The 26,072-nt window shown below is 72.8% G+C and carries 17 protein-coding genes; 6 read left to right on the top strand and 11 right to left on the bottom strand.

What is annotated here, in order from left to right:
- Positions 1 to 2 precede the first annotated feature (2 nt).
- Positions 3 to 1,661 (top strand): VWA domain-containing protein, encoded by a 1,659-nt coding sequence (locus tag OG286_RS28845; RefSeq protein WP_396319311.1) that lies wholly within the window; start codon positions 3 to 5, stop codon positions 1,659 to 1,661.
- A 175-nt stretch (positions 1,662 to 1,836) separates the two neighbouring features.
- Complete coding sequence (locus OG286_RS28840; RefSeq protein ID WP_396319312.1) at positions 1,837 to 2,322, top strand: hypothetical protein; 486 nt, start codon at positions 1,837 to 1,839, stop codon at positions 2,320 to 2,322.
- A gap of 58 nt (positions 2,323 to 2,380) precedes the next feature.
- Here OG286_RS28840 and OG286_RS28835 read toward each other — a convergent pair whose 3' ends face one another.
- A complete protein-coding gene (locus OG286_RS28835; protein ID WP_405365871.1) occupies positions 2,381 to 5,605 on the bottom strand; it encodes an AAA family ATPase in 3,225 nt (1,074 codons plus the stop codon).
- A 1,025-nt stretch (positions 5,606 to 6,630) separates the two neighbouring features.
- Here OG286_RS28835 and OG286_RS28830 point away from each other — a divergent pair.
- From OG286_RS28830 to OG286_RS28820, 3 genes are all read left to right on the top strand, one after another.
- A complete protein-coding gene (locus OG286_RS28830; RefSeq protein WP_396319644.1) occupies positions 6,631 to 7,329 on the top strand; it encodes a LuxR C-terminal-related transcriptional regulator in 699 nt (232 codons plus the stop codon).
- Positions 7,330 to 7,855: 526 nt separating this feature from the next.
- Positions 7,856 to 9,685, top strand: coding sequence for a bifunctional metallophosphatase/5'-nucleotidase (locus OG286_RS28825; RefSeq protein WP_396319314.1), 1,830 nt, complete (start codon positions 7,856 to 7,858; stop codon positions 9,683 to 9,685).
- Positions 9,686 to 9,771: 86 nt separating this feature from the next.
- Positions 9,772 to 10,437 carry a Uma2 family endonuclease gene (locus tag OG286_RS28820; protein WP_405365870.1) on the top strand — a complete coding sequence of 222 codons (666 nt, stop codon included), beginning with the start codon at positions 9,772 to 9,774 and terminating at the stop codon, positions 10,435 to 10,437.
- On the opposite strand, the gene OG286_RS28815 is transcribed toward OG286_RS28820, so the two are convergent.
- The 3 genes from OG286_RS28815 to OG286_RS28805 all read right to left on the bottom strand — a co-directional run bounded on the left by OG286_RS28815 (position 10,382) and on the right by OG286_RS28805 (position 14,140).
- Positions 10,382 to 11,839: an aldehyde dehydrogenase family protein gene (locus OG286_RS28815; protein WP_396319316.1), complete on the bottom strand. Its 1,458-nt coding sequence runs from the start codon at positions 11,837 to 11,839 to the stop codon at positions 10,382 to 10,384. The genes OG286_RS28820 and OG286_RS28815 overlap by 56 nt on opposite strands.
- Before the next feature lie 80 nt (positions 11,840 to 11,919).
- Entirely contained in the window at positions 11,920 to 12,786 is an 867-nt protein-coding gene (locus OG286_RS28810; protein WP_396319317.1) for a helix-turn-helix domain-containing protein, read from the bottom strand.
- A gap of 79 nt (positions 12,787 to 12,865) precedes the next feature.
- Entirely contained in the window at positions 12,866 to 14,140 is a 1,275-nt protein-coding gene (locus tag OG286_RS28805; protein WP_396319318.1) for an MFS transporter, read from the bottom strand.
- Between the two features lie 73 nt (positions 14,141 to 14,213).
- On the opposite strand from OG286_RS28805, the gene OG286_RS28800 reads away from it, so the two are divergent.
- Positions 14,214 to 15,182 (top strand): DUF5937 family protein, encoded by a 969-nt coding sequence (locus OG286_RS28800; RefSeq protein ID WP_396319319.1) that lies wholly within the window; start codon positions 14,214 to 14,216, stop codon positions 15,180 to 15,182.
- 262 nt (positions 15,183 to 15,444) lie between these two features.
- Here the strand turns inward: OG286_RS28800 and OG286_RS28795 are convergent, their stop codons facing one another.
- From OG286_RS28795 to OG286_RS28765, 7 genes are all read right to left on the bottom strand, one after another.
- A complete protein-coding gene (locus OG286_RS28795; RefSeq protein ID WP_396319320.1) occupies positions 15,445 to 16,974 on the bottom strand; it encodes a glutamate synthase subunit beta in 1,530 nt (509 codons plus the stop codon).
- Entirely contained in the window at positions 16,967 to 21,595 is a 4,629-nt protein-coding gene (gltB, locus tag OG286_RS28790; RefSeq protein ID WP_405363690.1) for a glutamate synthase large subunit, read from the bottom strand. The genes OG286_RS28795 and gltB overlap by 8 nt, the downstream gene beginning before the upstream one ends.
- A gap of 529 nt (positions 21,596 to 22,124) precedes the next feature.
- Positions 22,125 to 22,862 carry a VIT1/CCC1 transporter family protein gene (locus OG286_RS28785; RefSeq protein WP_396319321.1) on the bottom strand — a complete coding sequence of 246 codons (738 nt, stop codon included), beginning with the start codon at positions 22,860 to 22,862 and terminating at the stop codon, positions 22,125 to 22,127.
- Between the two features lie 147 nt (positions 22,863 to 23,009).
- A complete protein-coding gene (gene lgt / locus OG286_RS28780) occupies positions 23,010 to 23,996 on the bottom strand; it encodes a prolipoprotein diacylglyceryl transferase (protein WP_396319322.1) in 987 nt (328 codons plus the stop codon).
- Positions 23,997 to 24,137: 141 nt separating this feature from the next.
- On the bottom strand, positions 24,138 to 25,001 hold the full coding sequence (locus OG286_RS28775) for a DsbA family protein (protein WP_405365869.1): 864 nt from the start codon (positions 24,999 to 25,001) through the stop codon (positions 24,138 to 24,140).
- A 64-nt stretch (positions 25,002 to 25,065) separates the two neighbouring features.
- Entirely contained in the window at positions 25,066 to 25,554 is a 489-nt protein-coding gene (locus OG286_RS28770) for a MauE/DoxX family redox-associated membrane protein (protein ID WP_396319324.1), read from the bottom strand.
- Between the two features lie 125 nt (positions 25,555 to 25,679).
- Entirely contained in the window at positions 25,680 to 25,940 is a 261-nt protein-coding gene (locus OG286_RS28765) for a hypothetical protein (protein WP_396319325.1), read from the bottom strand.
- Between the last annotated feature and the right edge of the window lie 132 nt (positions 25,941 to 26,072).

Here is a 26,072-nt window from a genome sequence, read left to right as displayed (position 1 = left end):
GGATGGCGACGGCGATGCGTGTGAAGACCGCGGCTGGGCGCGGCGGCCGGGTGCTCGCGGCGGGGCTGGCCCTGCTGGTGGCGACGGCGTGCACCTCCTCCTCCGGTTCGTCTCCGGCTCCGCGGCCGACGGACGCGCCTGCGCCGACCGCGCAGGCGGGTGTGCTGCGGATTCTGGCCGGCAGTGAACTGCAGGACATGGCGCCGGTGTTGGAGGAGGCGCAGAAGGCGACGGGGGTGACGGTGCAGTTCGCCTGGACGGGTTCGCTGGACGGTGCGGACGCGGTCTCGTCGGGGCGGGCGGACGGTAAGTACGACGCGGTGTGGTTCCCGTCCAACCACTATCTGCGGTTGGACGACTCGGGCCGGTCCAAGTTGTTGTCGGAGACGCCGGTGATGGTGTCGCCGGTGGCGGTGGGTGTGCGTTCGGCGACGTTGAACGAGCTTGGCTGGGGCGATGGTTCGCAGGTGAGCTGGGCGCAGGTGGCGGACGCGGCCTCGGCCGGCAAGTTGGCGTACGGGATGGCGGACCCGTCGCGGTCGAACTCGGGTTTCTCGGCGTTGGTCGCGGTGGCGTCGGCGTTCTCGGGGGCGGAGGCGGCGCTCACGGATGCGGATGTGCAGAAGGCGACGCCGTCGCTGAAGAAGTTCTTCACCGGGCAGAAGCTGACGTCGGGTTCGTCGGGTTGGCTGGCGCAGGCGTACAGCCGGGCGGAGCAGGGCCGGGTGGGGGCGCTGGTGAACTACGAGTCGGTGTTGTTGTCGATGAACAGGACGCTGGCGGAGGGGCAGCGGCTGACGGTGGTGCGGCCGACGGACGGGGTGGTGTCGGCGGACTATCCGTTGACGCTGCTGGGTTCGTCGGCGCAGCGTGAGCGGGATTCGTTCCAGCGGCTGACGGCGTATCTGCTGAAGGACGATGTGCAGCGGCGGATTTCGGAGCTGACGTTGCGCCGCCCGGTGGCGGCGGGTGCAACGCCGGCGTCGTCGTTGCCGACTGACCGGCGGCGTGAGCTGCCTTTCCCGGGTTCGAAGTCGGTGGCGGACGGGCTGCTCGCGTCGTACCAGAACGAGCTGCGGCGGCCGTCGCGGACGGTGTACGTGCTGGATACGTCGGGTTCGATGGCGGGTGACCGGCTGGCGTCGTTGAAGAAGGCGCTGGGGCGGTTGACGGGGGCGGATGACACGCGGGGGGTGCGGCGGTTCCGCAATCGTGAGGAGGTGACGTTGATGTCGTTCGCGTCGAAGGTGAAGTCGGCGAGGACGCATGCGGTGCCGGCGGCCGATTCGCAGCAGGAGCTGGCGTCGATCAACGCGGATGTGCAGGCCTTGTCGGCGGACGGCGGTACGGCGGTGTACAGCTCGCTGGAGGAGGCGTACAAGCTGATCGAGCGGCAGCAGGCCGAGGCCCGGGACGACCGGTTCACGTCGATCGTGGTGATGACGGACGGCGAGAGCAACGAGGGTGCGTCGGACAGGGATTTCAAGGATTTCTACAACGGGCTCTCGTCGTCGCAGAAGGCGGTGCCCGTGTTCCCGATTCTGTTCGGTGATGCGGCGAAGGGGCAGTTGCAGGGGATCGCGGATCTGACCGGGGGCAAGTTGTTCGACGGGACGGGTTCGTTGGACGGGGCGTTCGAGGAGATCCGTGGGTACCAGTAGCGGTACCGGCCCTGGCCCTGGCCCCGGCTCCGGCTCCGGCTCCGGCTCCGGTGGGGCCGGGGGGCCGGGTGGCTCCAACGGTCGTGGGGGTGGCGGGGGTTCGGGCGGGCGCCGGGTACTGGGGTATCTGGAGTCGACCCGGAACCTGGTCGGTTGCGCGGCCGGTGCGGGTGGGTTGGGGTTGCACTTCGCGGGGCTGGGCGGTGCCTGGTGGCCGGGGATCGTGGCCGCGTTGTACGGCGCGGGGGTGCTGCTCTGGCCGGGCGGGCAGGGCGGACGGGGCGGCACGGGCACGCCGGGCACGCCGGGTGGGGCTGGCGGGACCGACGGGCAGGGCGGGACGGGTGGCCCGGTCCGGCCGCAGCCCTCGCAGTCCCCACGGCCCTGGCCGGAGCTGGACGAGCTGCGGGTCTACCTGCGGGGCGTGGCGCGACCGCAGGACCGGGCGAAGCTGGACGCGCTGCTGGAGGGGCTGCTGGACCGGCTGGCGGAGCTCGGGCCGCGGCCGTCCACCGAGTTGGTCGTCGGCGGGCGGCTGCCGGTGGCGGTGGACGGTTATCTGCGGGCCCGGACGTGGGAGCGGTGGCGGGCGGGGGCGGGCGATCCGGGGGCCGAGCTCGCCCACGAGGTCGAGCTGATGGCGGCGGGCCTGACCGGCTGACCGGACCGGGTGACCGGGCCCGGGGGATCGGGCCGGGCACAGGGCCCTCGGGCCCGTCTCAGCCCTCCAGCACCCGCGCCAGTTCGGCCCGGCGCCGCACGCCCAGTTTGCGGAAGCTGTTGGTCAGGTGCGTCTCCACCGTCCGCACCGCCAGGTGCAGCATCGCGGCGATCTCCGCGTTGGAGTTCCCGGCGGCCGCCAGACGGCAGATCCGCAGCTCGCTGTCGGTGAGTGCCTCGGCCCCGGCGTGCTCGCCCCGGCCGAGCCGGGCGCCGGAGACTCGTAGCGACTCCACGGCGACCGCCCTCAGCCGGACGGCGCCGAGCTGTTCGGCGCGGACGGCGGCTTCGCGCAGGGCCCGGCGGCCGGCGCCGCGCCGGCCGCCGTCGGCGAGCAGCCGGCCGTAGGTGATCAGTGCGGGGATCAGTTCGGTCTCGATCCCGGCGCCGCGCAGGAGTTCGACGGACTCGGCGGCGAGGTCGAGACCGTGCCGGCCGCCGGTGGCGGCGGCGAGGGCGCGCAGGGCACGGCCGATGGTGCGCGGGGTGCCCCAGATGCGGGCGAGCCGCAGCTCCTCCTCGGCGAGGGCGACGGCGGGGCCGGGTTCGCCGAGCAGGGTGTGGCAGTCGGCGGCGGCGGAGCGCCAGGGGGTGACGATGGGGCTCAGGACCTGCCGTTCGTCCTGCCGGCGTCCGCATTCCATCAGGTCGGCGAGGGCCGCGGCGGGCTCGCCGGTGGCGAGGTGGAGCATGCCGCGGGCGTACAGGTACTCGTTCCACTCCCAGGAGCCCTGGGCGCGGTCGGCGGCGATGGCGCGGGCCAGGCCGTGGGCCTGCCAGTAGCGGCCGGTCTCGGTGAGGGCGAGGACGGCCTGGGCGACCAGGTGGGCGTTCTGCTGGCCGAGCAGTCCGGCGTAGCGCGCGCGGGCGGCCTCGGCGCCTGCGGCTCCGTCGCGTCCGTCCCGTCCGTGCCGGTCCGGTCCGTGGCCGGCGGGGCCGGTGGCGGGCCCGTTCTCCGGTGGTGTGCCGCACCACCAGGACCAGACCGACCGCTCCTGCCGCTCGGGCTGTTCGGGCCGCTCCTGCCGCTCGGGCTGTTCGGGCCGCTCCTGCCGCTCGGGCTGTTCGGGCTGTTCCTGCCTGATCTGCGGCGTCCGGTCGCCGGCACCGCCGTGCTCGCGCACCCCCGGGCGCGGGTCCGCGGCCGGCGCCGGCCCGGTGAGGGCGAGGTCGTCCAGGAGTGCCTGGTACTCCCCCCGCATGACCCGTGCCTCGGCCCGGACGCTCAGCAGGCACTGGTAGCCCGGGTCCAGCGAGGGCCCCCGGTACGCGGTGAGGCCGTGCTCCACCAGCCGGTCGGCCTCGGGGAGCAGGTCGGCCCACTGGGCCAGGGTGGCCGCGGAGACCAGCACGTAGGAGCGGCAGAGCGGGTCGACCGGGGCGTCGAGCAGTTCCTGGATCCGTCCGGCGACCTCGGTGGCGGTCAGCACTCCGCTGGTCGAGTCGAACTCGGTGAGCAGCGCGTACGCGGGCGGCGCGGGCCGTTGGGTGCTGCGGGCGGCGAACCGCCGGACGCCCTCGACGACCTGGAGCCAGCTCTTCCCGTCGTGTGCGGCGATCAGGGCGGCGGCGGCCTGTACGGCGTGGACGAGGTCGTCGCGGTCGGCGAAGCGCTCGGCCAGCTCCTCCATCACCTCCAGCGCGGCGGGGGTGTCGCCGCGGGCGGCGAGGACGGCGCCGAGCGTGTTGGCGGTGCGGAAGACGCCCTCGTCGGACTGCTGGAGGTGGACGGCCTCGGCGAGGTGGCGGACGCCGGCGGTGCGCTCGTCCGGGCCGAGGGTCACCTCCAGGCTGCCGAGTTCGGTGAGGACCAGGCCGCGCCGGCGGTCGCCGAGTGGTTCGGCGAGGACGCGGCGCAGCAGGGTGACGGCGTCGGTGGGGCGGTCGGCGTCGGCGGCTTTGCGGGCGGCGCAGCGGAGGGTGTCGGCGGCCCAGCGGGGGCCGGGGGCGGGGGTGAGGAGCAGGTGTCCGGCGACGCGTTCGTCGGGGGCGCCGGCCCGGTGCAGGAAGGCGGCGGCGGCGCGGTGGACGTCGGCGCGGTGGCCGGGTTCGTGTCCGGTGAGGACGGCGTCGGCCAGGAGTGGGTGGGTGAAGCGGGGCCAGTGGCCGGGGCCGGGGTTGTCGAGCAGCCCCTGGGTGGTGAGGTCGGCGAGCCAGCCGGCGAGCTGGTCGGGGTCGGCGTCGGCGAGTTCGGCGAGCATGGGTGTGGGGTCGCTGTGGCCGGTGCCGGGCAGCGGTGCGGTGCGGGCGGCGGGGTGTTCCTGCATCCGGGCGATGACGCGGGCGGCGGTGAGGGCGCGCTCGCCGCCGCCGCGCAGCCAGGCCTCGACGGCTTCGGGGAAGGCGTCGCCGGGGAGCCGGGCGCAGGTGCCGGGGAGGGCCGGCGGGGTGGGTCGTTCGGGGTGGCGGTGCAGGTCGGTGAGGAGGGCGGTGAGCAGCAGGGGGTTGCCGCCGGTGGCGCGGAGGCAGTCGGTGGTGAGGGTGGTGGGGGTGGCGGGGCCGAGGTGGTGTTCGGTGAGCCGGGTGGCGGCGGGGGTGTCGAGCGGGCCGAGTGGGGTGGTCTCGGTCAGGCCGGGGGGAAGGTCCCGGCCGAAGCGGGTGGGCGGGGTGCCGAGGACGGACTGGCGGCGTTCGGTGGCGAGCAGGAGGACGGGGAGGCGGTCGATCCGGCGGGCGACCTGGAGCAGCCAGTCGTGGGAGGGGCGGTCGGCGTGGTGGATGTCGTCGACGGCGAGCAGGACGGGGCTGTGGGCGGCGTACAGGCGCAGCAGGGCCCAGAGGTCGGCGGCGGCGGGCTCTTCGGGCCGGTCGGTCCCGTGGGCGCGTCCGGCCTGTGCTGCCCGTGTTGCCCGTGCCGACGGGTCGGAGCGGTCGGCACGGGCAAGGCGTTCGGCCCGTTCAAGGCGTTCGGCCCGTTCGGCGCGGACAGGGCCGGCCTCGGGGCCGGTCTCGAACAGCTGGCGGGCGGCGGCGTAGGGGGTGCCGGCCTCGTCGGCCGCGCAGCGGGCCCACAGCACGGTGGTGCCCTCGGCGGCCGCGCGCCGGGCGGCCTCGGCGAGCAGGGTGCTGCGGCCGGTGCCGGCCGCTCCGGTGAGCAGCAGGACGCCTCCGGTGCCGGCCCGGGCGCGGTCGGCGAGGGCGGCGATCCGGTCCAGCTGGGGGTCGCGGGCCGGGAGGGTCACGCGGGGGGCCTGTTGCGGTCGGCGGATCCGGACGGTGCTCATCGGGGTCCTTTCGTGGATACCGCAGGCTTCGGCAGAGGGAGGAGGTGACACTCCTGCGGGGTGGGTCACGGATCGTCGTTTCGCCGTCACGGCGGACCGCTGTACGTCATCGAATGCCATCAGATGCCCCGGGAACGCCGAGGATTGCCGAGGTGGTCTGTGAGCCGAGGCCACTCCTGTGAAGCGGGCATTCACGTACCGCTTCCGTCCGGGCCGGCATCGCGTCGCCGGTGGCGCTTCCGGCCGCCGGCCGGGGCGGGAGCGCGGCCCGCAACGTCCTGGCCGCCGGACCGGCGGGGGTCGCAGCCTGTGGAGACGGTGTAAGACCTCAACGGAGCACTCCGGGCGGGCAGTCGTCGGTGAAGCAGGAATCAGTCCCACCGCAGCGCCACGCGCCGCGGCTCAGCCGCGAGACCGAGGGGACTTCCCCCGCGTTTCACGCGGGGGAGGAAGTCAACTGCTTCCCCTCCCCGTGGTGCCCCCTCCGGCGTGGCCGGTCGGGCACTCTTGGCCGTCATCCAGGGAAACGGATTGACTGCTTGTCAGCGCCTGGGCTAGTGATGTGATTCTCGTCGCACCCCGCCCGGGCGAGTACCGCACCCCCACCCGCGGACCCCGAGCGCCCTCTAGTTGTCCGTACAACCCGCCGTCCGGTGCCGCTCCGCAGCCTACCTCCGGGCCGCCGCCCGGGCGGCCCCTGCTGCGCCTCTGGGCTGCCCTTCCTGGCTGTGCCGAGGCCGCCGGGCGGCCCGATCTCGTGGTGGACCACGATGGCCGCGGTCACCCGTGGCGGGAAAGCATGGGAGCAACCGGGGGCAGCCGCTCCGGGTAGCCGGGGGCACCGCTGCCCCGGGACGCGTCACCGTACGGCCCCCCGTCCGGTCGAGTTCTTGCAACGCCCCCGGGGCGGCGCATACCGGCCGTCCGGGTGGCGGGCCGGGATTCTCCAGGAGGGGGCCAGATTGACTGTCCTGCACACCGAGCCCGACCACCGCGGCACGGCCCGGCGGGTGCCTGCCACGACGATGCCGCGCAGCGTCCCGGCCCAGCGGCCCGCGCCCGCACGCCACGCCCCCGCGGCCGCCGCCTCCCCGGGCGGCGGCGTCCGGACGGGCGTGGTGGTACGGGCCGCGGACCCGATCTCGCGGGCCGGTGCGGAGGCGCAGCTGCGCCGCCACCCGGGCCTGGAGCTGGCGGCGGACGACGCGACGGCGCCCGGCGCCGTCACCGTGCTGCTCGCCGAGTCGGCGGACGCCGCCGTGGTGGCGACGCTGCGCCGGCTGGTGCGCGGCGCCGACCAGAAGGTGGTGCTGGTCGTCGAGCGGATGCGCGAGGCCGAGCTGCTGGAGGCGGTGGAGTGCGGGGTGGCCGCGATCCTCTGGCGGCGGGAGGCGACCGCCGAGCGGCTGGGGCGGGCGGTACTCGCCGCGGCGCGCGGCGACGGGGACCTTCCGGCCGACCTGCTGGGCCGGCTGATCAGCCAGGTGGGCCGGTTGCAGCGGAGCGTCCAGGGGATGCCGGGGCATGCGCCGGCGGGGCTGTCCGAGCGGGAGTCGGATGTGCTGCGGCTGGTCGCCGAGGGTTGGGACACCGGGGAGATCGCGGCCCGGTTGTCGTACTCCGAGCGCACCGTCAAGAACGTGCTGCACGGCCTGACCACCCGTCTGCAGCTGCGCAACCGGGCGCACGCGGTCGCCCACGCGGTGCGCGAGGGCTACATCTAGGACGCTTGTCCGATCGTTCCGGGCAGCCATTCCACCCGCCCGCCGTGCCCGCACGGCGCGGCGGGTGGCGTGTTTTCCGGGCAGGGCTCTTCCGGGCGCACACGTCCCGCCCCACTTCCGGGCGCCGCTCTCGGACGGATCTCCCGGCCGGGCTTCCCGGGTCGGCAGGGCGCGCTCCGCGGTACGGCGAGGCTCGCTCCGGGGTACGGCCGGGCATGCCTCCCGGGTGCCGCCGGGCGCCCGTTCCCGGTACCGCCGGCGGCGTCCTCCCGGTACGGCGGGCAGCGCGGTCCGGGTACGGCCGGCAGCGCGGCCGGGGTACGGCCGGCAGCGCCTTCCGGGTACGGCCGTACCACGCAGCACCCGCCCGGCCGCGTCACGAACGAGTCGCCAAGATCTCACCTGCCGGAAACGTCCCGGGGCTATCAATCCGCGAGGCCGCGCGGCAAACTTCTACGCGCGTACCTCTACGCGCGTCACCAGACTATTGACGGTCCGTCCGCAGTCCCACCCGGGAGAGTCGTCCATGCCCCTGAACCGCCGTGACTTCGTCACCCGGTCCGCCGCCACCGCTGCCGGTGCTGCCCTCGCCGGTGGCGCCACGCTCGCCGCCGCCTCCCCCGCCGCGGCGGCCGGCCCGGACGACGCCCTCGCCAAGGGCAAGCCGGCCAAGAAGCAGGCCTTCACCGTCATGGGCACCACCGACCTGCACGGCCGGGTGCTGAACTGGGACTACTTCACCGACGCGGTGTACGCCGACAAGGCGCACAACGAGGTCGGCCTCGCCAAGATCTCCACGCTGGCCAAGCAGGTCCGCGAGGAGAAGGGCTGGGACCGCTGTCTGCTGATCGACGCCGGTGACACCATCCAGGGCACCCAGCTGACCTACTACTTCGCGCGCGTCGAGCCGATCGCCACCGACGCCGACACCGCGCCCGAGCACCCGATGGCGCTCGCCATGAACACCATGGAGTACACCGCCGCGGCGCTCGGCAACCACGAGTTCAACTACGGCATCGACACCCTGCGCGCCTACGAGGAGCAGCTGGACTTCCCGCTGCTCGGCGCCAACGCGCTGAACGCCAAGAACGACCGGCCGGCCTTCCCGCCGTACGTCATCCGCAAGCTGAAGCTGGGCAACGGCCCGGCCCTGAAGGTCGGCATCCTAGGCCTGACCAACCCGGGCATCGCGATCTGGGACAAGGCCAACGTCGCCGGCAAGATGACCTTCCCGGGCATCGTCGAGACCGCGAAGATCTGGGTGCCGAAGGTGAAGGCCGCCGGCGCCGACGTCGTCGTGGTGGCCTGCCACTCCGGCATGGACGAGGCCACCTCCTACGGCGACCAGCTGCCCTGGCCGGAGAACGCCTCGGTCGCGCTGGCCGAGCAGGTGCCCGGTATCGACGCGGTGCTGGTGGGCCACGCCCACAAGGAGATCCCGCAGCGCCTGGTCGTCAACAAGGAGACCGGCAGGACGGTCGTGCTCTCCGAGCCGCTCTGCTGGGGCCAGCGCCTGACCTGCTTCGACTTCGAGGTGGAGTTCGACAAGGGCGCCTGGAAGGTCTCCTCGCTCTCCGCCCGGGTGCTGAACTCCAACACCGTCCCGGAGGACCCGGAGATCGTCAACCTGATGACCGACCAGCACAAGAAGGTGGTCGCGTACGTCAACCAGGTGATCGGCACCGCGAAGATCGAGCTGTCGATCGCCGACGCGCCGTTCAAGGACGTCCCGATCATCGACCTGATCGGCCGCGTCCAGGCCGACGTGGTCAAGGCGGCGCTGGCCGGCGGCCAGTACGCCAAGCTGCCGGTACTCGCCCAGGCCGCGCCGTTCAACCGCACGGCGCGGATCCCGGCGGGCCAGGTCAAGCTGCGCGACGCGGCCGGCCTGTACATCTACGAGAACACCCTGGAGGCCCGCATCCTGACGGGCGCCCAGCTCAAGGACTACCTGGAGTTCTCGGCGAGGTACTACAACCAGCTCGCCCCGGGCGCCCCGGTCGACAAGGCCACCCTGACCAACGCCCAGAACACCCCGGACTACAACTACGACTCGGTGTACGGCCTGGGCTACGACATCGACATCGCCCAGCCGGCCGGCTCCCGCATCGTCAACCTCACCTTCGAGGGCAAGCCGATCGACCTCGCCGCCCAGTTCGTGCTGGCCGTCAACAACTACCGTGCCAACGGCGGCGGCAACTTCCCGCACGTCGCGGCCGCCCAGAAGGTGTGGGCCAACTCGGACGAGATCCGCAACGCGATGATCGCCTGGGTGAAGGCCAAGGGCGTCATCGACCCGGCCGACTTCGCCACCGAGTCCTGGCGCCTGGTGCGCGCCGGCCAGCCGGTCTTCTGAACCCCCTGAGCCGTACTGCGGCAGCCTCGGACGGTCCGGGGCTGCCGCACACCCGGGGTCTGCCCGTGCGGTGAGAGGATGGCGGCATGAGCGAGTTCCGCGCCCCCGAACGGCATGCCCAGCCGGTGGCCCACGCGCGGAGCCTCACCCCGCCGGCCGGCTGGAAGATCGAGGTGTCGGGCGACGAGATCATCATGATGGCCGGCCCGTCGGTGATCCATCAGCGCAAACCTGCTGATCGTCCGCGAGCAGTTCGACGCACACCGCCCGCCGGCCTGATGCCGAGCGAGGACACCGACCTGGCGTCGCCTGACGTCGGCAAGCTGCGCCATCCGGACCTCACCTACATCCCGGTCGCCACGGTCGAACTCGGCGGCAACGAAGTCCCCGCGGAGCTGGCGGCAGTTGCGATCGAGATCGTCTCGCCGTCGAACCCGGAGAACGACCTGGTCGGCAAGGTCCGGGACTATCCGCTGATGCACATCCCGCTGTACCTGGTGATCGATCCGCGCGAGGGCGTGCTCACCCTGCACTCCGAGCCCGACGGCGGCACGTACCGCGGCAGTGGGCCGGCAGGTTCGGGGACGAGGTGCCGGTCCCGGCGCCGTTCTCCTTCGGCCTCGCCACGGACGGGCTGCTCCGCTACCCGGCCGCCGGGCCGCGGGGCCCCGCCGGGCGGGGCCCCGCGCCTCCGGGTCAGAGTGGGAAGCGGCTGCGCCCGTGCTGGATGGAGATCCACTTCACGGTGGTGAAGGCGTCCACGGTGGAGTCGCCGTTGAGCCGGCCCACGCCGGAGTTCTTCTCGCCGCCGAAGGGCACGACGGGCTCGTCGGCTATGGTGCCGTCGTTGACGTGGATCATGCCGGTCTCGATCCGCTGCGCCACTCGCACACCGCGCTCGACATCGGCGGTGTGGACGGCGCCGCTGAGGCCGAAGGGGGTGTCGTTGGCAAGCCGGACGGCCTCGTCCTCGCCGTCGAAGGGCACCACCAGGACGACGGGGCCGAAGAGTTCGCGCTGGAGGATGGGCGCGCCGGCCGGCAGTCCGGCGAGGACGACCGGGTCCATCAGGCTGCCGTCGGTCCCGCCGCGCAGCAGGGCGGTGGCACCGGCGGCGATCGCCTGGTCGACCTGGGCGGTGAGGGCGTCGGCCTGGACGGGGTTGATCAGCGGGCCGATCTGGGTAGCCGGGTCCCTGGGGTCGCCGACGCGCAGGGCGGCGACCCTGGCGACGAACTTCTCGGTGAACTCGTCGGCCACGCCGCGGTCGACCAGCACCCGGTTGGCGGCCATGCAGACCTGGCCCTGGTGGGCGAAGCGGCTGAACACCGCGGCGTCCACGGCGTAGCCGACGTCGGCGTCGTCGAGGACGATCAGCGCGCTGTTGCCGCCGAGTTCGAGCACGGTCCGCTTGAAGTGCGAGGCGGCGACGGTGGCGACGTGCCGGCCGACCCTGTCGGAGCCGGTGAAGGAGATCACCTTGGGCACCGGGTGCTCGATGAAGGCGTCGCCGATCTCGGCGATGTCGGTGACGACCACGTTGAGCAGGCCGGCCGGCAGGCCCGCGTCCTCGAAGATCTTGGCGATGAGGGTGCCGCCGACGACCGGGGTCTCCTGGTGCGGCTTGAGCACGACGCCGTTGCCGAGCGCCAGCGCCGGGGCGACCGCCTTCATCGACAGGAACAGCGGGAAGTTGAACGGGCTGATCACGCCGACCACGCCGACCGGCAGGCGGTAGAGGCGGTTCTCCTTGCCCTCCACCGGCGAGGGCAGCAGCCGCCCCTCGGCGCGCAGGGAGAGCTGCATCGACTCGCGCAGCATGTCCTTGGTGAGGGCGAGTTCGAACCCGGCCTTGAGCGCGGTGCCGCCCAGCTCGGCCGCGATCGCCTCGGTGATCTCCTGCTCGCGCTCCTCGACGATGCGCAGTGCGCGCTCGAAGACCAGCCGGCGGGCGTAGGGGTTGGTGGCGGCCCACTCCTTCTGCGCCCGCTCGGCGGCCCGGTAGGCCTGGTCGACCTCCCCGACGGTGGCGACGGTGATGCCGGCGAGCTTGTCGCCGGTGTAGGGGTCGACGTCGACGATGTCCCAGGAGCCACTGCCGGCCCGCCACTCGCCGTCGATGTACTGCAGCGCCAACTCGGAAAGGTACGACATCTGGTCCCTCTCGTGCCGATGCGGGAAGACGCGCGGGCCTTCCCCGATCAGATCTGATCGGGCCTCATCGTACGTATGCTTCAAAGCTCTTGGCGTACGGAGCGAAGAAGTTCCCGTGTCCGGTCGGGGGAGAGTCCGTCCGCCGCCAGGCCGTCCATCGCGCCCGCGTACTCGGCCACCTCGGCGGGCTTGTCCAGGTACAGCGCGGTGGTGAACTGCTCCAGGTAGACGACGTCCGCGAGCTCCGGCTCGGCGAAGCCGAGCACCGAGAAGGCGCCGCCCTCCGCCCGCAGCCCTCCAAACCCCAGGGGCATCACCTGGAGCACCACGCTGGGCAGGTCGGTCAGCTCCAGCAGCCGGTCGATCTGGGCCCGCATCAGCTCCGGCCCGCCCCAGGGGCGGCGCAGCGCGGCCTCGTCCAGGACGGCGAGCAGCCGCGGCGGCCGCCCGGCGGTAAGGACCTGCTGGCGCCTCAGCCGGACCTCGACCCGCCGCTCGACCTCGCCCGGCTCGGTGACGTGGCCGCCGTGCGTGATCACGGCCCGCGCGTAGTCGGCGGTCTGCAGCAGCCCGTGGACGAACTGGACCTCGTAGCTGCGGATGTCGGAGGCGGCCTCCTCCAGCCCGAGGTAGGTCTGGAACCAGCCGGGCAGCACGTCGCCGTACGCGTGCCACCAGGACGTCGCGTTGGCGTCGCGGACGAGGCCGAGGACGGAGGCCCGCTCCTGCTCGGCCTCGACGCCGTACAGGGTGAGCAGGTCGGCGACGTCGCGCTCCTTGAAACCGACCCGGCCGAGCTCCATGCGGCTGATCTTCGACTCCGAGGCGCGGATCGAATAGCCGGCCTCCTCCCGGCTGACGCCCCTGGCCTCCCGCAGCCTGCGCAGCTGGGAGCCCAGCAGCAGGCGCCGTACCGTGGCACCCCCGGCTGCCTGAGTCATGCTCATCCTGTCAACCTCCGCACCTCGCGCAGCCCCCCGGCCGTCGGGCGCAGTCTGCCACTTGGCACCGACAAACAACAGTCCGTCAGCGGAGGCGTTCCAGGCGCAGCAGTCCGGGCACCGCGGCCAGGCTCAGCACCAGCAGGAACAGCCACGGCCAGGCGGCGCCGCGGCCGAGGAGGAGGGTGAGCAGGGCGGGGGCGACGGCCTGGCCGAGGTTCCAGGAGAGCTGGTAGACGGCGAGGTAGCGGCCGCGGCGGGCGGGGTCGGCGAGCGAGACGCTGAGCTCCTCCGCGTAGGGGGTGGCGACGGTCTCGGCGAGGTTGAAGACCGCCATCGCCGCGAACAGGCCGGCGGTGACGATCCAGCCGGGGGCGGCGGCCAGGAGCGCGAACAGGCCGAAGGAGAGCGCGTTGAGCAGGGCGCCGGCGGCGACCACCCGGGTGGGGCGGAACCGTTCGAGCCGGCGGGCCACCGCGTTCTGGGTGAGCACCACCTGGACGCCGTTGAGGACGAGCAGCGAGCCGGCCAGCCAGGCGTCGCGGTGCAGGCCCTCGGTGAGGTAGACGGCGAGCAGCATGCTGATGATCATCGAGCCGAAGACGAAGGCCAGGTGGACGACGACCAGCAGCAGGTACCGCCGGTCCCGCAGCACCGCCCGGTAGCCGCCGCGCTCCGGCTCCGCCTTCGCGGACGGTGCCTTCGCGGACGGTGCCTTCGCGGACGGCGCGGCGGGCTCCGCGGGGGCGGGCGTCGCCGCGGCCGGGCGCCAGGAGCCCAGCAGGCCCGCCGCCACCGCGTAGCTGGCCGCGTTGAGCACCACCAGTGCCCGCAGCCCGCCCGTCCCGTCGTCGGCCACCAGGACGGCGCCGAGCGCCCCGCCCAGTCCCATCCCGGTGTTGCGCAGCGTCTGCACCAGCGCGAACCAGCGGGTCCGCTCGCCCTCGGCGGAGGCCAGCACCACCAGGCCGGTGCTGGAGGTCCAGTAGGCCACGTGCCCGATCTGGGTGAGCAGGCAGACCAGCACGATCTGCCAGGCCTGCCCGGCGAGCAGGAAGCCGCCGTAGGCGAGCGCGGAGAGCGCGTTGCCGCAGGCCGCCACCGCCCGGGCGCCGTACCGGTCGATCAGCGGGCCGACGGCGATCGCGGTGGGCAGGGCCAGCAGCCGGGCCGTGGTGACGGCGGCGCCGATGGCGGCCAGGGTGAGGGTGGTGGTGCGGGCGAAGTAGACGAGTGTGAAGGCGAGGATCAGCCCGGTGCCGAGACTGTCCACGAGGTGGGCGCCGATCAGGCGGTGGCGGCCGGCGGTCTCCGGGAGGCCGAGCCGGTCCCGGAGCGGGGGGAGCGTGGCGGTGGTCATGGCACGAGCTTCCCGGGCATGATCACCTCTGCACAGAGATTCCATTCTGATCGAATCCTCGACGGAGGCCGCCATGCTCGTCTGGGAGTTCTCGGCCCAGGACCTCGCCCGGACGCGCTTCGCCGCCTCGCCGCTGTCGGAGGTCGTCACCAGCGTGGAGGTGCTGAAGGAGCCGGGCCGGCACGGCGTCCACCTGCCCTGGGTGCGGCAGGCCCGGCAGCGGCTGGCCGGTGTCCGCTGGGAGCTGCTCTCCCAGCTGGTCCGGCTGCCCACGGTGTACGTGCCCGACTTCCTGACCCCGGTACCGGTGCACTCCACGCTCACCATCGAGCAGGCGGTGGCCGAGCTGGCCGCCGCCGACCCGGCGGTGGTCCGCCGCGACCTCGCCCGGCTCGACGGAGAACTCCCTCCGCTGGTCGCCGAGTTGTGGGCCGACCCGGAGGCGGGGCTGGCCAGGCTGGCGGCCGAGGTCCAGGCGTACTGGACGGCCGCGATCGCCCCGCACTGGCCGCGCATCCAGCGGCTCACCGAGGGCGAGATCCTGCGGCGGGCCCGCCAGATGTCGGCGGGCGGGCCGGCCGCGCTCTTCGCCGACCTGCACCCCCAGGTGAGCTGGGAGCGTGACACCCTGCGGATCGCCCACCGCCTGGTGGACGTGCAGCGGCGGCTGGACGGCGAGCGCGGCCTGGTCCTCGCCCCCACCGTCTTCGCCTGGCCGGGCGTCTACTCCCAGCTGAACCCGCCGTGGCAGCCGGGCCTGGTCTACCCGCCGCGCGGGGTGGCCACGCTGTGGGAGACGTCCGGTGCCGCGGTGCCGGACGGCCTGGCCAACGTGATCGGCCGTACCCGCGCCCGGCTGCTCGCCGAGCTCGACGCGCCGGCCTCGACCACCGAACTCGCCGCCCGCACCGGCCTGTCCGCCGCCAACGTCTCGCACCACCTGACCGCGCTGACCGGGGCGGGCCTGACCGCCCGCCACCGCACCGGCCGTACGGTGCTGTACGCCCGCACCGAGGCGGCCGAACTCCTGCTGCGCCAGTGACCCGGACAGCCGGTCCCGGACGGCCGGTCCCGGACGCGAAGAGACACCGTACGCCGAGGGCCCCCGGACGCCGAGGGCCCCTGGACGCGAAGAGGCGCCCGCCCTCCACTGGTCGGGGAGAGGGCAGGCGCCTGAGTACCGCGTAGGCCCGGCGACGCTGGCGGGGGCAGCGGCTCGTACTCCCGGCAATGCGGTGCCGGGCGTTCGGGGGGGGTGGCCCGGTCCCGCCGGCGGTGGGGCCGCCGGCGGGTCGGGCGGGGCGTCAGACCACCAGCGGGCGGTCCGTGGGCCGGATCGGGGCGGGCAGCGGGGTCTTGCCGCCCAGGTACTTGTCCACCGCGGCGGCGGCCGAGCGGCCCTCCGCGATGGCCCAGACGATCAGCGACTGGCCGCGGCCGGCGTCACCGCAGACGTACACGCCGTCCACGTTGGTGGCGAACCGGCCGTCCCGCGCCACGTTGCCGCGGGCGTCCAGCTCGACGCCGAGCTGCTCGACCAGGCCGTTCCTGACGTCCGTGCCGGTGAAGCCCATGGCGAGGGTGACGAGCTGGGCCGGGATCGACCGCTCGGTGCCGGGCACCGGCTCGAACCGGCCGTCCTTGAACTCCACCTCGACGAGGTGCAGCTCCTGGACGTTGCCGTCCTCGTCGCCCGTGAAGTGGGTGGTGTTGACCGCGTAAATGCGTCCCTCCTTGCCCGCCTCCGGCGAGGAGGGTCCCTCTGCCCGGCTGTCCACCGTCTTCGTCTCCCGGACGTGGACGGCCTCCTCGTGGGCCGAGGTGACCTTGTACGTCATCGGCATGGTCGGCCAGGGCTGGTGGCCGGGGCGGTCGTCGCCGGGCCGCGGCATGATCTCCAGCTGGGTGACCGAGGCCGCCCCCTGGCGCAGTGCGGTGCCGAGGCAGTCGGCACCGGTGTCGCCGCCGCCGATGACGACGACGTGCTTGCCCTTGGCGGTGATCGGCGACTCGACGAAGTCGCCCTCCTGCACCTTGTTGGCCAGCGGCAGGTACTCCATGGCCTGGTGGATGCCCTTGAGCTCGCGCCCGGGCACCGGCAGGTCGCGGGCGGTGGTGGCGCCGGCGGCCACGACGACCGCGTCGAAGCGCTCGCGCAGCTGCTGCCCGGTGATGTCCTCGCCGACGTGGACGCCGGTGCGGAACCGGGTGCCCTCCGCGCGCATCTGCTCGATGCGGCGGTTGATGTGGCGCTTCTCCATCTTGAACTCGGGGATGCCGTAGCGCAGCAGGCCGCCGATGCGGTCGGCGCGCTCGTACACCACCACGGTGTGCCCGGCACGGGTGAGCTGCTGGGCGACGGCCAGGCCGGCCGGGCCGGAGCCGACGACGGCGACCGTCTTGCCGGACAGCCGCTCCGGGATCTGCGGCGTGACGCCGCCGCGGTCCCAGGCCTTGTCGATGATGGTGACCTCGACGTTCTTGATGGTCACCGCGTCCTGGTTGATGCCCAGCACGCACGCGGACTCGCAGGGAGCCGGGCAGAGCCGCCCGGTGAACTCCGGGAAGTTGTTGGTCGCGTGGAGCCGCTCGATCGCGCCGGCGAAGTCGTCGCGGTAGGCGAGGTCGTTCCACTCGGGGATGAGGTTCCCGAGCGGGCAGCCGTTGTGGCAGAACGGGATGCCGCAGTCCATGCAGCGGCCGGCCTGCTTGGTGATGATCGGCAGGAGGCTGCGCTCGACGTAGACCTCGTTCCAGTCCCGCAGACGGACGTCCACGGGCCGGCGCTCGGCCAGCTGCTTGCCGGTGGTCAGGAAGCCCTTGGGGTCAGCCACGTGCCGCCTCCATCATCTTGCGAGTGGTCTCGGCCTCGGAGAGGCCATCGCGCTCAGCGGCGTCCTTGGCGGCGAGCACAGCCTTGTAGTCGGTCGGCATGATCTTGGAGAAGCGGGAGACCCCGCTGCCCCAGTCGGCCAGGAGCTCGGCGGCCACGGTGGAGCCGGTCTCCTCGTAGTGCTGCTGCACGGTCTCGCGCAGCCAGTCGCGGTCGGCGGCGGTCGGGGCCTCGATGCCCACCATGCCGTCGTTCACGTTGGCGGGGCGCAGGTCCAGCGCGTAGGCGATACCGCCGGACATGCCCGCCGCCAGGTTGCGACCGGTCTCGCCGAGGATGACGACCCGGCCGCCGGTCATGTACTCCAGGCCGTGGTCGCCCACGCCCTCGACCACCAGGGTCGCACCGGAGTTGCGGACGGCGAAACGCTCGCCGGCCTTGCCGCGCAGGTGGACGCGGCCGCCGGTGGCGCCGTAGCCGATGGTGTTGCCGGCGATGACGTGGTTCTGCGCGTCGGCGCCGATCGCGGCGGCGTCCCGGGCCGGGCGGACGACGACCACACCGCCGGAGAGGCCCTTGCCGACGTAGTCGTTGGCGTCGCCCTCCAGCCGCAGCGTGACGCCCTTCGGCACGAAGGCGCCGAACGACTGGCCGGCCGAGCCGGTGAAGGTCACGTCGATGGTGCCCTCGGGCAGGCCCTCGCCGCGGTACCGCTTGGTCACCTCGTGGCCGAGCATGGTGCCGACCGTGCGGTTGACGTTGCGGATCGGCAGCTGGATGCGGACGGCGTCGCCGCGCTCCAGGGCGTCCTGGGCCAGGTCGATCAGCTGGTTGTCCAGGGCCTTGTCGAGCGCGTGGTCCTGCGTGGTGGTGCAGTGCAGGGCCGCGCCCTCGGGCAGCTCGGGCACGTGGAAGAGCGGGGCCAGGTCGAGCCCGGCGGCCTTCCAGTGGTCGATCGCGGCGGCCGCGTTGATGTGCTCGGCGTGGCCGACGGCCTCCTCGATCGAGCGGAAGCCCAGCTCGGCCAGGATCTCCCGGACCTCCTCGGCGATGAACTCGAAGAAGTTGACCACGAACTCGGGCTTGCCGGAGAAGCGGTCGCGCAGCACCGGGTTCTGGGTGGCGACGCCGACCGGGCAGGTGTCCAGGTGGCAGACGCGCATCATGATGCAGCCGGAGACGACCAGCGGGGCGGTGGCGAAGCCGAACTCCTCGGCACCCAGCAGCGCGGCGATGACCACGTCGCGGCCGGTCTTCAGCTGGCCGTCGGTCTGGACGACGATCCGGTCGCGCAGGCCGTTGAGCAGCAGGGTCTGCTGGGTCTCGGCGAGGCCGAGCTCCCAGGGGCCGCCCGCGTGCTTGAGCGAGGTCAGCGGCGAGGCGCCGGTGCCGCCGTCGTGGCCGGAGACCAGGACCACGTCCGCGTGCGCCTTGGAGACACCCGCGGCGACCGTGCCGACGCCGACCTCGGAGACCAGCTTCACGTGGATGCGGGCCGCCGGGTTGGCGTTCTTGAGGTCGTGGATCAGCTGGGCCAGGTCCTCGATGGAGTAGATGTCGTGGTGCGGCGGCGGGGAGATCAGGCCGACACCCGGGGTGGAGTGCCGGGTCTTGGCGACCCACGGGTACACCTTGTGGCCGGGCAGCTGGCCGCCCTCGCCGGGCTTGGCGCCCTGGGCCATCTTGATCTGGATGTCGTCCGCGTTGACCAGGTACTCGGAGGTGACGCCGAACCGGCCGGAGGCGACCTGCTTGATCGCCGAGCGGCGCTCCGGGTCGTACAGGCGGTCCGGGTCCTCGCCGCCCTCGCCGGTGTTGGACTTGCCGCCGAGGCGGTTCATCGCGATGGCGAGGGTCTCGTGCGCCTCGCGGGAGATCGAGCCGTACGACATGGCGCCGGTGGAGAAGCGCTTGACGATCTCGGAGACCGGCTCGACCTCGTCGACGGAGATCGGGGTGCGGCCGAGGCCGTCCAGCCGGAACAGGCCGCGCAGCGTCATCAGCCGCTCGGACTGCTCGTTCACCCGGTCCGTGTACTGCTTGAAGATGTCGTACCGGCGGTTGCGGGTGGAGTGCTGGAGCCGGAAGACGGTGTCCGGGTCGAACAGGTGCGGCTCGCCCTCGCGGCGCCACTGGTACTCGCCGCCTATGTCCAGCGCGCGGTGCGCGGCGGGGATGCCGGAGGCCGGGTACGCCTTGGCGTGGCGGGCGGCCACCTCCTTGGCGATCTGCTCCAGGCCGATTCCGCCGAGCTTGGTGGTGGTGCCGGCGAAGTAGGTGCCGACGAGCTCCTGGGAGAGGCCGATCGCCTCGAAGACCTGCGCGCCGCGGTAGGAGGCGACGGTGGAGATGCCCATCTTGGACATGACCTTGAGCACGCCCTTGCCGAGCGCCTTGATCAGGTTCTTGATGGCCTTCTCGGGCTCGACGCCCTCGATGAAGACGCCCTGGGCGACGAGGTCCTCGACGGACTCCATGGCCAGGTACGGGTTGACCGCGCCGGCGCCGTAGCCGATCAGCAGCGCGACGTGGTGCACCTCGCGGACGTCACCGGCCTCGACCAGCAGCGACACCTGGGTGCGCTGCTTGGTGCGGATGAGGTGGTGGTGGATCGCGGAGGTGAGCAGCAGCGAGGGGATCGGGGCGTGCTCGGCGTCGGAGTGCCGGTCGGAGAGCACGACGATCCGGGCGCCGTCGGCGATCGCGGCGTCGGCCTCGGCCGCGATCTCGGCCAGGCGGGCGGCCAGGCCCTCGCCGCCGGTGGCGACCTTGTAAAGGCCGGACAGGGTGACGGCCTTGAGCCCGGGCTGGTCGCCGTCGGCGTTGATGTGGACGAGCTTGGCCAGCTCGTCGTTGTCGATCACCGGGAAGGTGATGCCGACGGAACGGCAGGCGGCGGCCTCGGCGGCCAGCAGGTTGCCCTCGGGGCCGAGGTTGGACAGCAGCGAGGTGACGAGCTCCTCGCGGATGGCGTCCAGCGGCGGGTTGGTGACCTGAGCGAAGAGCTGCACGAAGTAGTCGAACAGCAGGCGCGGCTTCTCGGAGAGCGCGGCGATCGGGCTGTCGGTGCCCATCGAGCCGAGCGCCTCGCCGCCGGTCTTCGCCATCGGCGCCAGGATGACCCGCAGCTCCTCCTCGGTGTAGCCGAAGGTCTGCTGGCGGCGGGTGACCGACGCGTGGGTGTGCGCGATGTGCTCGCGCTCGGGCAGCTTGGCGAGCTGGATCTGGCCGCCGGCGACCCACTCCGCGTAGGGGTGTTCGGAGGCCAGCGCCGACTTGATCTCCTCGTCCTCGACGATGCGGTGCTCCGCGGTGTCGATGAGGAACATCTTGCCGGGCTGCAGGCGGCCCTTCTTGGCGACCTTCTCCTGCTCGATGTCGAGCACGCCGACCTCGGAGGAGAGGACGACCAGGCCGTCCTCGGTGATCCAGTAGCGGGCCGGGCGCAGGCCGTTGCGGTCCAGCACGGCGCCGATCTGGGTGCCGTCGGTGAAGGTGACGCAGGCCGGGCCGTCCCAGGGCTCCATCAGGTTGGAGTGGTACTGGTAGAACGCGCGGCGGGCCGGGTCCATGGTGGCGTGGTTCTCCCACGCCTCCGGGATCATCATCAGCACCGAGTGCGGCAGCGACCGGCCGCCGAGGTGGAGCAGCTCCAGGACCTCGTCGAAGGACGCCGAGTCGGAGTGGTCCGGGGTGCAGACGGGGAAGATCCGGCTCAGCCCCTGGCCCTTGCTGTTGGCGGGGATGAGGTCGGTGGCGAGCTGGGACTCGCGGGCGGTCATCCAGTTCCGGTTGCCCTTGACCGTGTTGATCTCGCCGTTGTGCGCGACGAAGCGGTACGGGTGGGCGAGCGGCCAGCTCGGGAAGGTGTTGGTGGAGAACCGCGAGTGCACCAGGCCGAGCGCGGAGGCGTAGAGCCGGTCCGACAGGTCGGGGAAGAAGGGCTCCAGCTGGCCGGTGGTCAGCATGCCCTTGTAGACGATGGTGCGCGCGGAGAGCGACGGGAAGTAGACGCCGGCCTCACGCTCGGAGCGCTTGCGGACGACGAAGGCGATCCGGTCCAGCGCGATGCCCTCGGCGCCGTCCTTGCCCAGGCTCTGCCCATGGCCCGCTGCCGCGAGGAATACCTGCCGGAAGCGCGGCATCACGCTGCGGGCGGTGGCGCCCAGCAGGTCCGGCGTGACCGGGACGTCGCGCCAGCCGAGGACGGTCAGGCCCTCCTCGGCGGCGATGGCCCCGATCTGCGCGACGGCGGCGGCGTCGGCCGCGTCCTCGTCGGGCAGGAAGGCGATGCCGACCGCGTACGCGCCGGCGACGGGCAGCTCGAAGTCGACCTTGGAGCGCAGGAATGCGTCCGGGACCTGCGTCAGGATGCCCGCACCGTCACCGGAGTCCGGCTCGGCGCCGGTGGCGCCGCGGTGCTCCAGGTTGCGCAGGACGGTCAGCGCCTGCTCGACGATCTTGTGGTCGGCGATGCCGGTCAGCGTGGCGACGAAGCCGACGCCACAGGCGTCGTGCTCGTTTCGCGGGTCGTACAGGCCCTGAGCAGCAGGTCGCGCATCCGGAACGAGCGCGTACGGCGGGCGCGCTGCGCCGGCCTGGGGCTCGTTGGCGGAGTGCATGGATGCAGACAGCATCGGCTCTCCCGTCGTCGTCATTCGTTACCTCCCAGCAGAGGGCTGGGGGAGCTGGTGCAGTAGGGACGACGTTGGCCCTGGTGCGATTTCGTGCAAGTTACATGATGCCCAAGATCCCGGGAAGCGGAATATCGCGTCCACATCGCGGACGGATGCGCAGGTCAAGGGCGCAATGAGAGGACGTGCCACAGCGCACGTCCCGACGATTGTGCCCGGCGGTGGGCCGCTCGAAACAGGGGCGAAATCCCCCGGCCACAGAAGCCGATCAAGGTCGCCTGCGAATCCATTCCCGGAGTCGGTCCCAGGATGCGAATCCGCGGCGCCCGGGCCCGAATGATGAGACTAGGCCAGGCGCCATCCGCCCTCTATGTGCGGAACGTCACGCGATCCATCGCATAATCATGCAGGTCGCTGTACCATCCCACGGCCCGGCCCCGGGCCGCTCACCCGCCCGACACGGCCGCTCGCCCGAGGTGGCCGCCGGCCCGCTCACCCGAGGTGGCTGCCCGGCCGATCAGCCGACGTGGCCGCCGATCAGCCAGCCCAGCAGGTACGTCACCCCGGCCGCCGCCCCGCCCAGCAGCAGCTGCCGCAGCCCGCTGAACCACCAGGTGCGCGCCGTCACCCGGGCCACCACGGCGCCGCACGCGAAGAGACCGGCCACGGAGAGCAGCAGCGCCGGCACCAGCGAGGTCGCACCCAGCAGGTACGGCAGCAGCGGCAGCAGCGCGCCGACCGCGAAGCAGACGAACGAGGAGCCGGCCGCGACCCACGGCGAGGGCAGGTCGTTGGGGTCGACGCCCAGCTCCTCCCGGACGTGCACCTCCAGCGTCCGGTTCGGGTCGGCGGAGAGCTGGCGGGCGACCTCGTGTGCCAGCGCCGGCTCCACCCCGCGCGCCACGTACAGCTCGGCCAGCTCGGCCAGCTCGCCGTGGGGGTTGCGGCTCAGCTCGAGCCGCTCGGCCTCGATCTCGGCCTGCACCAGCTCACGCTGGGAGGCCACCGAGGTGTACTCCCCCGCCGCCATCGAGCAGGCGCCCGCCGCCAGCCCGGCCAGGCCGGTCAGCACCACCGTGCTGCTGGAGACCGCGCCGCCCACCACGCCGGTCATCAGCGCGAAGTTGGAGACCAGCCCGTCCATCGCGCCGAACACGGCCGGCCGCAGCCAGCCGCCGTTCACATCGCGGTGGTGCCCGGCGGCGGGTATGCGGGGGTGGTGCCCGGCCTCGGGGTCAAGGGTGGTCGCGCTCACGGTTTCGGGCCTCCGTCCGATCGTCTGATGAATCGAACGTAGTCCGCCCGGCCTGGGCATTTCCAGCAAAGTAAGGCTGTCCGAACAGCGCTCCGGCCGCCCCCCGCGAAGCGCGGAAGAGCGGCCGGAGGCAATGGAAGTCGCTGGTCAGGTGAGGTTCTTGGCGTCCTTGCCGGCACTTCCGCGGGCCGCGTCGGCCGGCTCGGTGTCCACCTTCTTGTCCGAGGAGCGAGACTTTGCGGCGCTCCCCTCCGAGGCACCCGTCGCCTCGGAAGCACCGGACGGGTCGGTCGCCGCCGGATCGGTCGCCGTCGGGTCGATGCTCGCCGGGTCCTCCCGGCCGGGCCGCTTCTTCCCGACGATCACGAAGTAGGCGACGGCGGCCAGGAACACCGCGATCGCCACCCAGTCGTTGAGCCGCAGGCCCAGGATCACGTGCGCCTCGTCGATCCGCAGCCACTCGGTCCAGAACCGGCCGACCGTGTACGCGGCCACGTACAGCGCGAAGGCCCGGCCGTGGCCGAGGGTGAACCGGCGGTCCGCCCAGATCACCAGCAGCGCGACCCCGACGCACCAGAGCGACTCGTAGAGGAAGGTCGGGTGGTAGACCCCGGTGACGACCTCACCGTTGGGCAGCGTCTTGTCGATCTCCAGGCCCCACGGCAGCGTGGTCTCCCGGCCGTACAGCTCCTGGTTGAACCAGTTGCCCCAGCGGCCCATCGCCTGCGCGAGCGCGATGCCCGGGGCGATGGCGTCGGCGTAGGCGGGCAGCGGCACGCCCCGGCGGCGGGCGCCGATCCAGGCGCCGACCGCGCCCAGCGCGATCGCGCCCCAGATCCCGAGGCCGCCCTCCCAGATCTTGAAGGCGTTCCAGGGGTTCCTGCCCTCGCCGAAGTACAGCTGGTGGTCGGTGATCACGTGGTAGAGCCGGCCGCCGACCAGGCCGAACGGCACAGCCCAGACGGCGATGTCGCCGACCGTGTGCTTGCCACCGCCCCGGGCGACCCAGCGCTTGCTGCCGAGCCAGACGGCCACGACGACACCGAGGATGATGCAGAAGGCGTAGGCGCGCAGCGGGATCGGTCCGAGATAGAGGACACCCCGCGACGGGCTGGGAATGTAGGCGATATCCATGGCAGCTCCGACGCTACAGGGTCGGCGGCTCGCCCCGGGCACCCCCGGGGTCACAGATCCCGAACAACAGGGTGCGCAGCGGCGCGGCGCCCCCTCCGGACGGGGAGGGGGCGGCGGCGGGCGGCCCGGCCGGGCCGGTGCTCAGCCGGCCTTCGGCGACGGGTTGTTGCTCTCCGAGGCGGTGCTGGTCGGCGCCGGGGACTGGCCGTGCGAGCCGGTCGTGCCCAGCGGCTTGCCCTGGTTGGCGGCGTCCACCCACTTCACCAGGTTCTGCGGGGTGATCTCCTCGGTGCCGTTCTTCGGGTAGATCGGCTGGCCGTTGAGCAGCACCGTCGGCGTCGACTTGTAGCCGGACTTGTCGAAGTCCTGCTGGACGGCGGAGACCCAGCCGCCGTACTTGTTGTCGTTGACGCAGGCCTCGAAGGCGGGCGTGTCCAGACCGTCGACCTGCTTGGCGAGGCTGATCAGGGTGGCCTTGTCGCGGAAGGCGTCGTTGGTCTCGTCCGGCTGGTTGCGGTAGAGCACGTCGTGGTAGTCGCGGAAGTGCCCGGCGTCCTGGGCGCAGGCCAGCGCGTTGGCCCCGTACTTGGAGCCCTTGCCCGGCACGGCCCGGTCGATGAACGACACGATGTGGTAGTTGGTGTAGATCTTGCCGGCGTCCTCCAGCTGGTCGATGGTCGGCGAGAGCTCACGCTCGAAGATGCCGCAGGCGGGGCAGCGCGGGTCCTCGTAGACGGTGAGGACGGACGGGGCGTTGGCCGCGCCGACCGGGACGACCAGGTTCTTGTCGCCGATCGTGCCGGCCGGGGCGGCGGTCGGGGTCTCCGGCTTGGAGCGCTCGTTCTGCACCACGACGCCGGTGATCACGGCGGCGGCGATCACCGCCAGCACCGCCCCACCCACCAGCAGCTTCTTCTTCCGCCGGGCGCGGGCCTCGTCGGCCGCCCGCTCCGCCTGCATCCGCTCGCGGGCGGTGCGCTTGCCTTCTCGGTTCTTCTCGCTCATCTGCCTTGACATCCACAATCGGGGGGAGGGCCAGGGTCGGGGGTGGGTGCGGGGTGCCTGCCGGTCAGGTCGCCAGCCAGCCGTCCACGGAGAACTTGGTGCGGGGCCGCCAGAGCAGCCAGCCGGCCAGCAGCAGGAAGCCGGTGTCGCGCAGGATCTCCTGGAGGTACTCCGTCTGCGAGGCGTCCACCGCCCCGCCGCCGCCGAAGCAGCCGCAGTCGATCGAGATGCCGCGGGCCCAGGCGGAGGCGATCCCCCCGATGAAGGCGAGCAGCAGCAGCGCGGAGACTGCGGCCACCAGCCGCACCCCCAGCCCGATCACCAGCAGCGCCGCGAGCGCCAGTTCCAGGAACGGCAGCGCGTAGCCCACCGGTTTGACCAGCGACTCGGGCAGGATCTCGTATGCGCGCACGGCCTGGGCGGCCGCTGCCGGGTCGGAGATCTTGGCCAGACCGGCCCAGCCCCAGACCACAGCGAGGCCCAGCCGCACCGCCGTACCGACCCATTCCGTCCACACCACGCTGCTGCGCCGCACCGCCGGGCCGGCCGCCATAGAGGTAACCCCCTCGGGAAACACCTTCACTTCCTGATGAACCGTAAGAGATGAAGGGCGGTTCCTCCATATTCAGGAATTAAGCCGAAAGAGTGACGGCTTATAAGGTTCTGTCCGAATCCGCGCTAGCGGCCGCCGGTGCCGCAGCCGGGCGGGCGCCCCGGGCCGTCCAGCGCCGGGCGCCCCAGCAGATGCGACCGCGCGGCCCTGGCCACCGCGTCCGCCCGGGCCGCCTGCGCGCACACGTACGCCTCCCGCTCGGCGCGCTCCGCACCCCGCTTGGCCAGCGCCTCCCCCACCACGGTGTGGTCCGCCCCGACTGCGGCACCCAGCGCCAGCACGGCCGCGGCCGCCCGCAGCAGGACCGCTCGCTGGAGACCCGGCACCGGCGGACCCCTTCCGTTCGTCTCACGCCCCCGCGCACGTCGTTCGTGCACTCGTCCCTCCACTCAACGCCGGTCAACCCCCGCTGGTGCGTCAGAGCGCCTCTGTTCACCCGTTCGGGTTCCACCCGGGAA

It is taken from the genome of Kitasatospora sp. NBC_00039 (genome assembly GCF_045160625.1).
Taxonomy (GTDB): Bacteria; Actinomycetota; Actinomycetes; order Streptomycetales; family Streptomycetaceae; genus Kitasatospora.
Note: the sequence above shows the minus strand (reverse complement) of the source record. Positions and strands in the feature narration are given on the sequence as shown.

What these genes read in the sequence shown, in the direction of transcription:
- OG286_RS28845 (WP_396319311.1), top strand. Translation starts at nt 3, where the DNA reads ATGGCGACGGCGATGCGTGTGAAGACCGCGGCTGGGCGCGGCGGCCGG.
- OG286_RS28835 (WP_405365871.1), bottom strand. Translation starts at nt 5,605, where the DNA reads ATGAGCACCGTCCGGATCCGCCGACCGCAACAGGCCCCCCGCGTGACC.
- OG286_RS28830 (WP_396319644.1), top strand. Translation starts at nt 6,631, where the DNA reads ATGCCGCGCAGCGTCCCGGCCCAGCGGCCCGCGCCCGCACGCCACGCC.
- OG286_RS28825 (WP_396319314.1), top strand. Translation starts at nt 7,856, where the DNA reads ATGCCCCTGAACCGCCGTGACTTCGTCACCCGGTCCGCCGCCACCGCT.
- OG286_RS28820 (WP_405365870.1), top strand. Translation starts at nt 9,772, where the DNA reads ATGAGCGAGTTCCGCGCCCCCGAACGGCATGCCCAGCCGGTGGCCCAC.
- OG286_RS28815 (WP_396319316.1), bottom strand. Translation starts at nt 11,839, where the DNA reads ATGTCGTACCTTTCCGAGTTGGCGCTGCAGTACATCGACGGCGAGTGG.
- OG286_RS28810 (WP_396319317.1), bottom strand. Translation starts at nt 12,786, where the DNA reads ATGAGCATGACTCAGGCAGCCGGGGGTGCCACGGTACGGCGCCTGCTG.
- OG286_RS28805 (WP_396319318.1), bottom strand. Translation starts at nt 14,140, where the DNA reads ATGACCACCGCCACGCTCCCCCCGCTCCGGGACCGGCTCGGCCTCCCG.
- OG286_RS28800 (WP_396319319.1), top strand. Translation starts at nt 14,214, where the DNA reads ATGCTCGTCTGGGAGTTCTCGGCCCAGGACCTCGCCCGGACGCGCTTC.
- gltB (WP_405363690.1), bottom strand. Translation starts at nt 21,595, where the DNA reads ATGCACTCCGCCAACGAGCCCCAGGCCGGCGCAGCGCGCCCGCCGTAC.
- lgt (WP_396319322.1), bottom strand. Translation starts at nt 23,996, where the DNA reads ATGGATATCGCCTACATTCCCAGCCCGTCGCGGGGTGTCCTCTATCTC.
- OG286_RS28775 (WP_405365869.1), bottom strand. Translation starts at nt 25,001, where the DNA reads ATGAGCGAGAAGAACCGAGAAGGCAAGCGCACCGCCCGCGAGCGGATG.
- OG286_RS28770 (WP_396319324.1), bottom strand. Translation starts at nt 25,554, where the DNA reads ATGGCGGCCGGCCCGGCGGTGCGGCGCAGCAGCGTGGTGTGGACGGAA.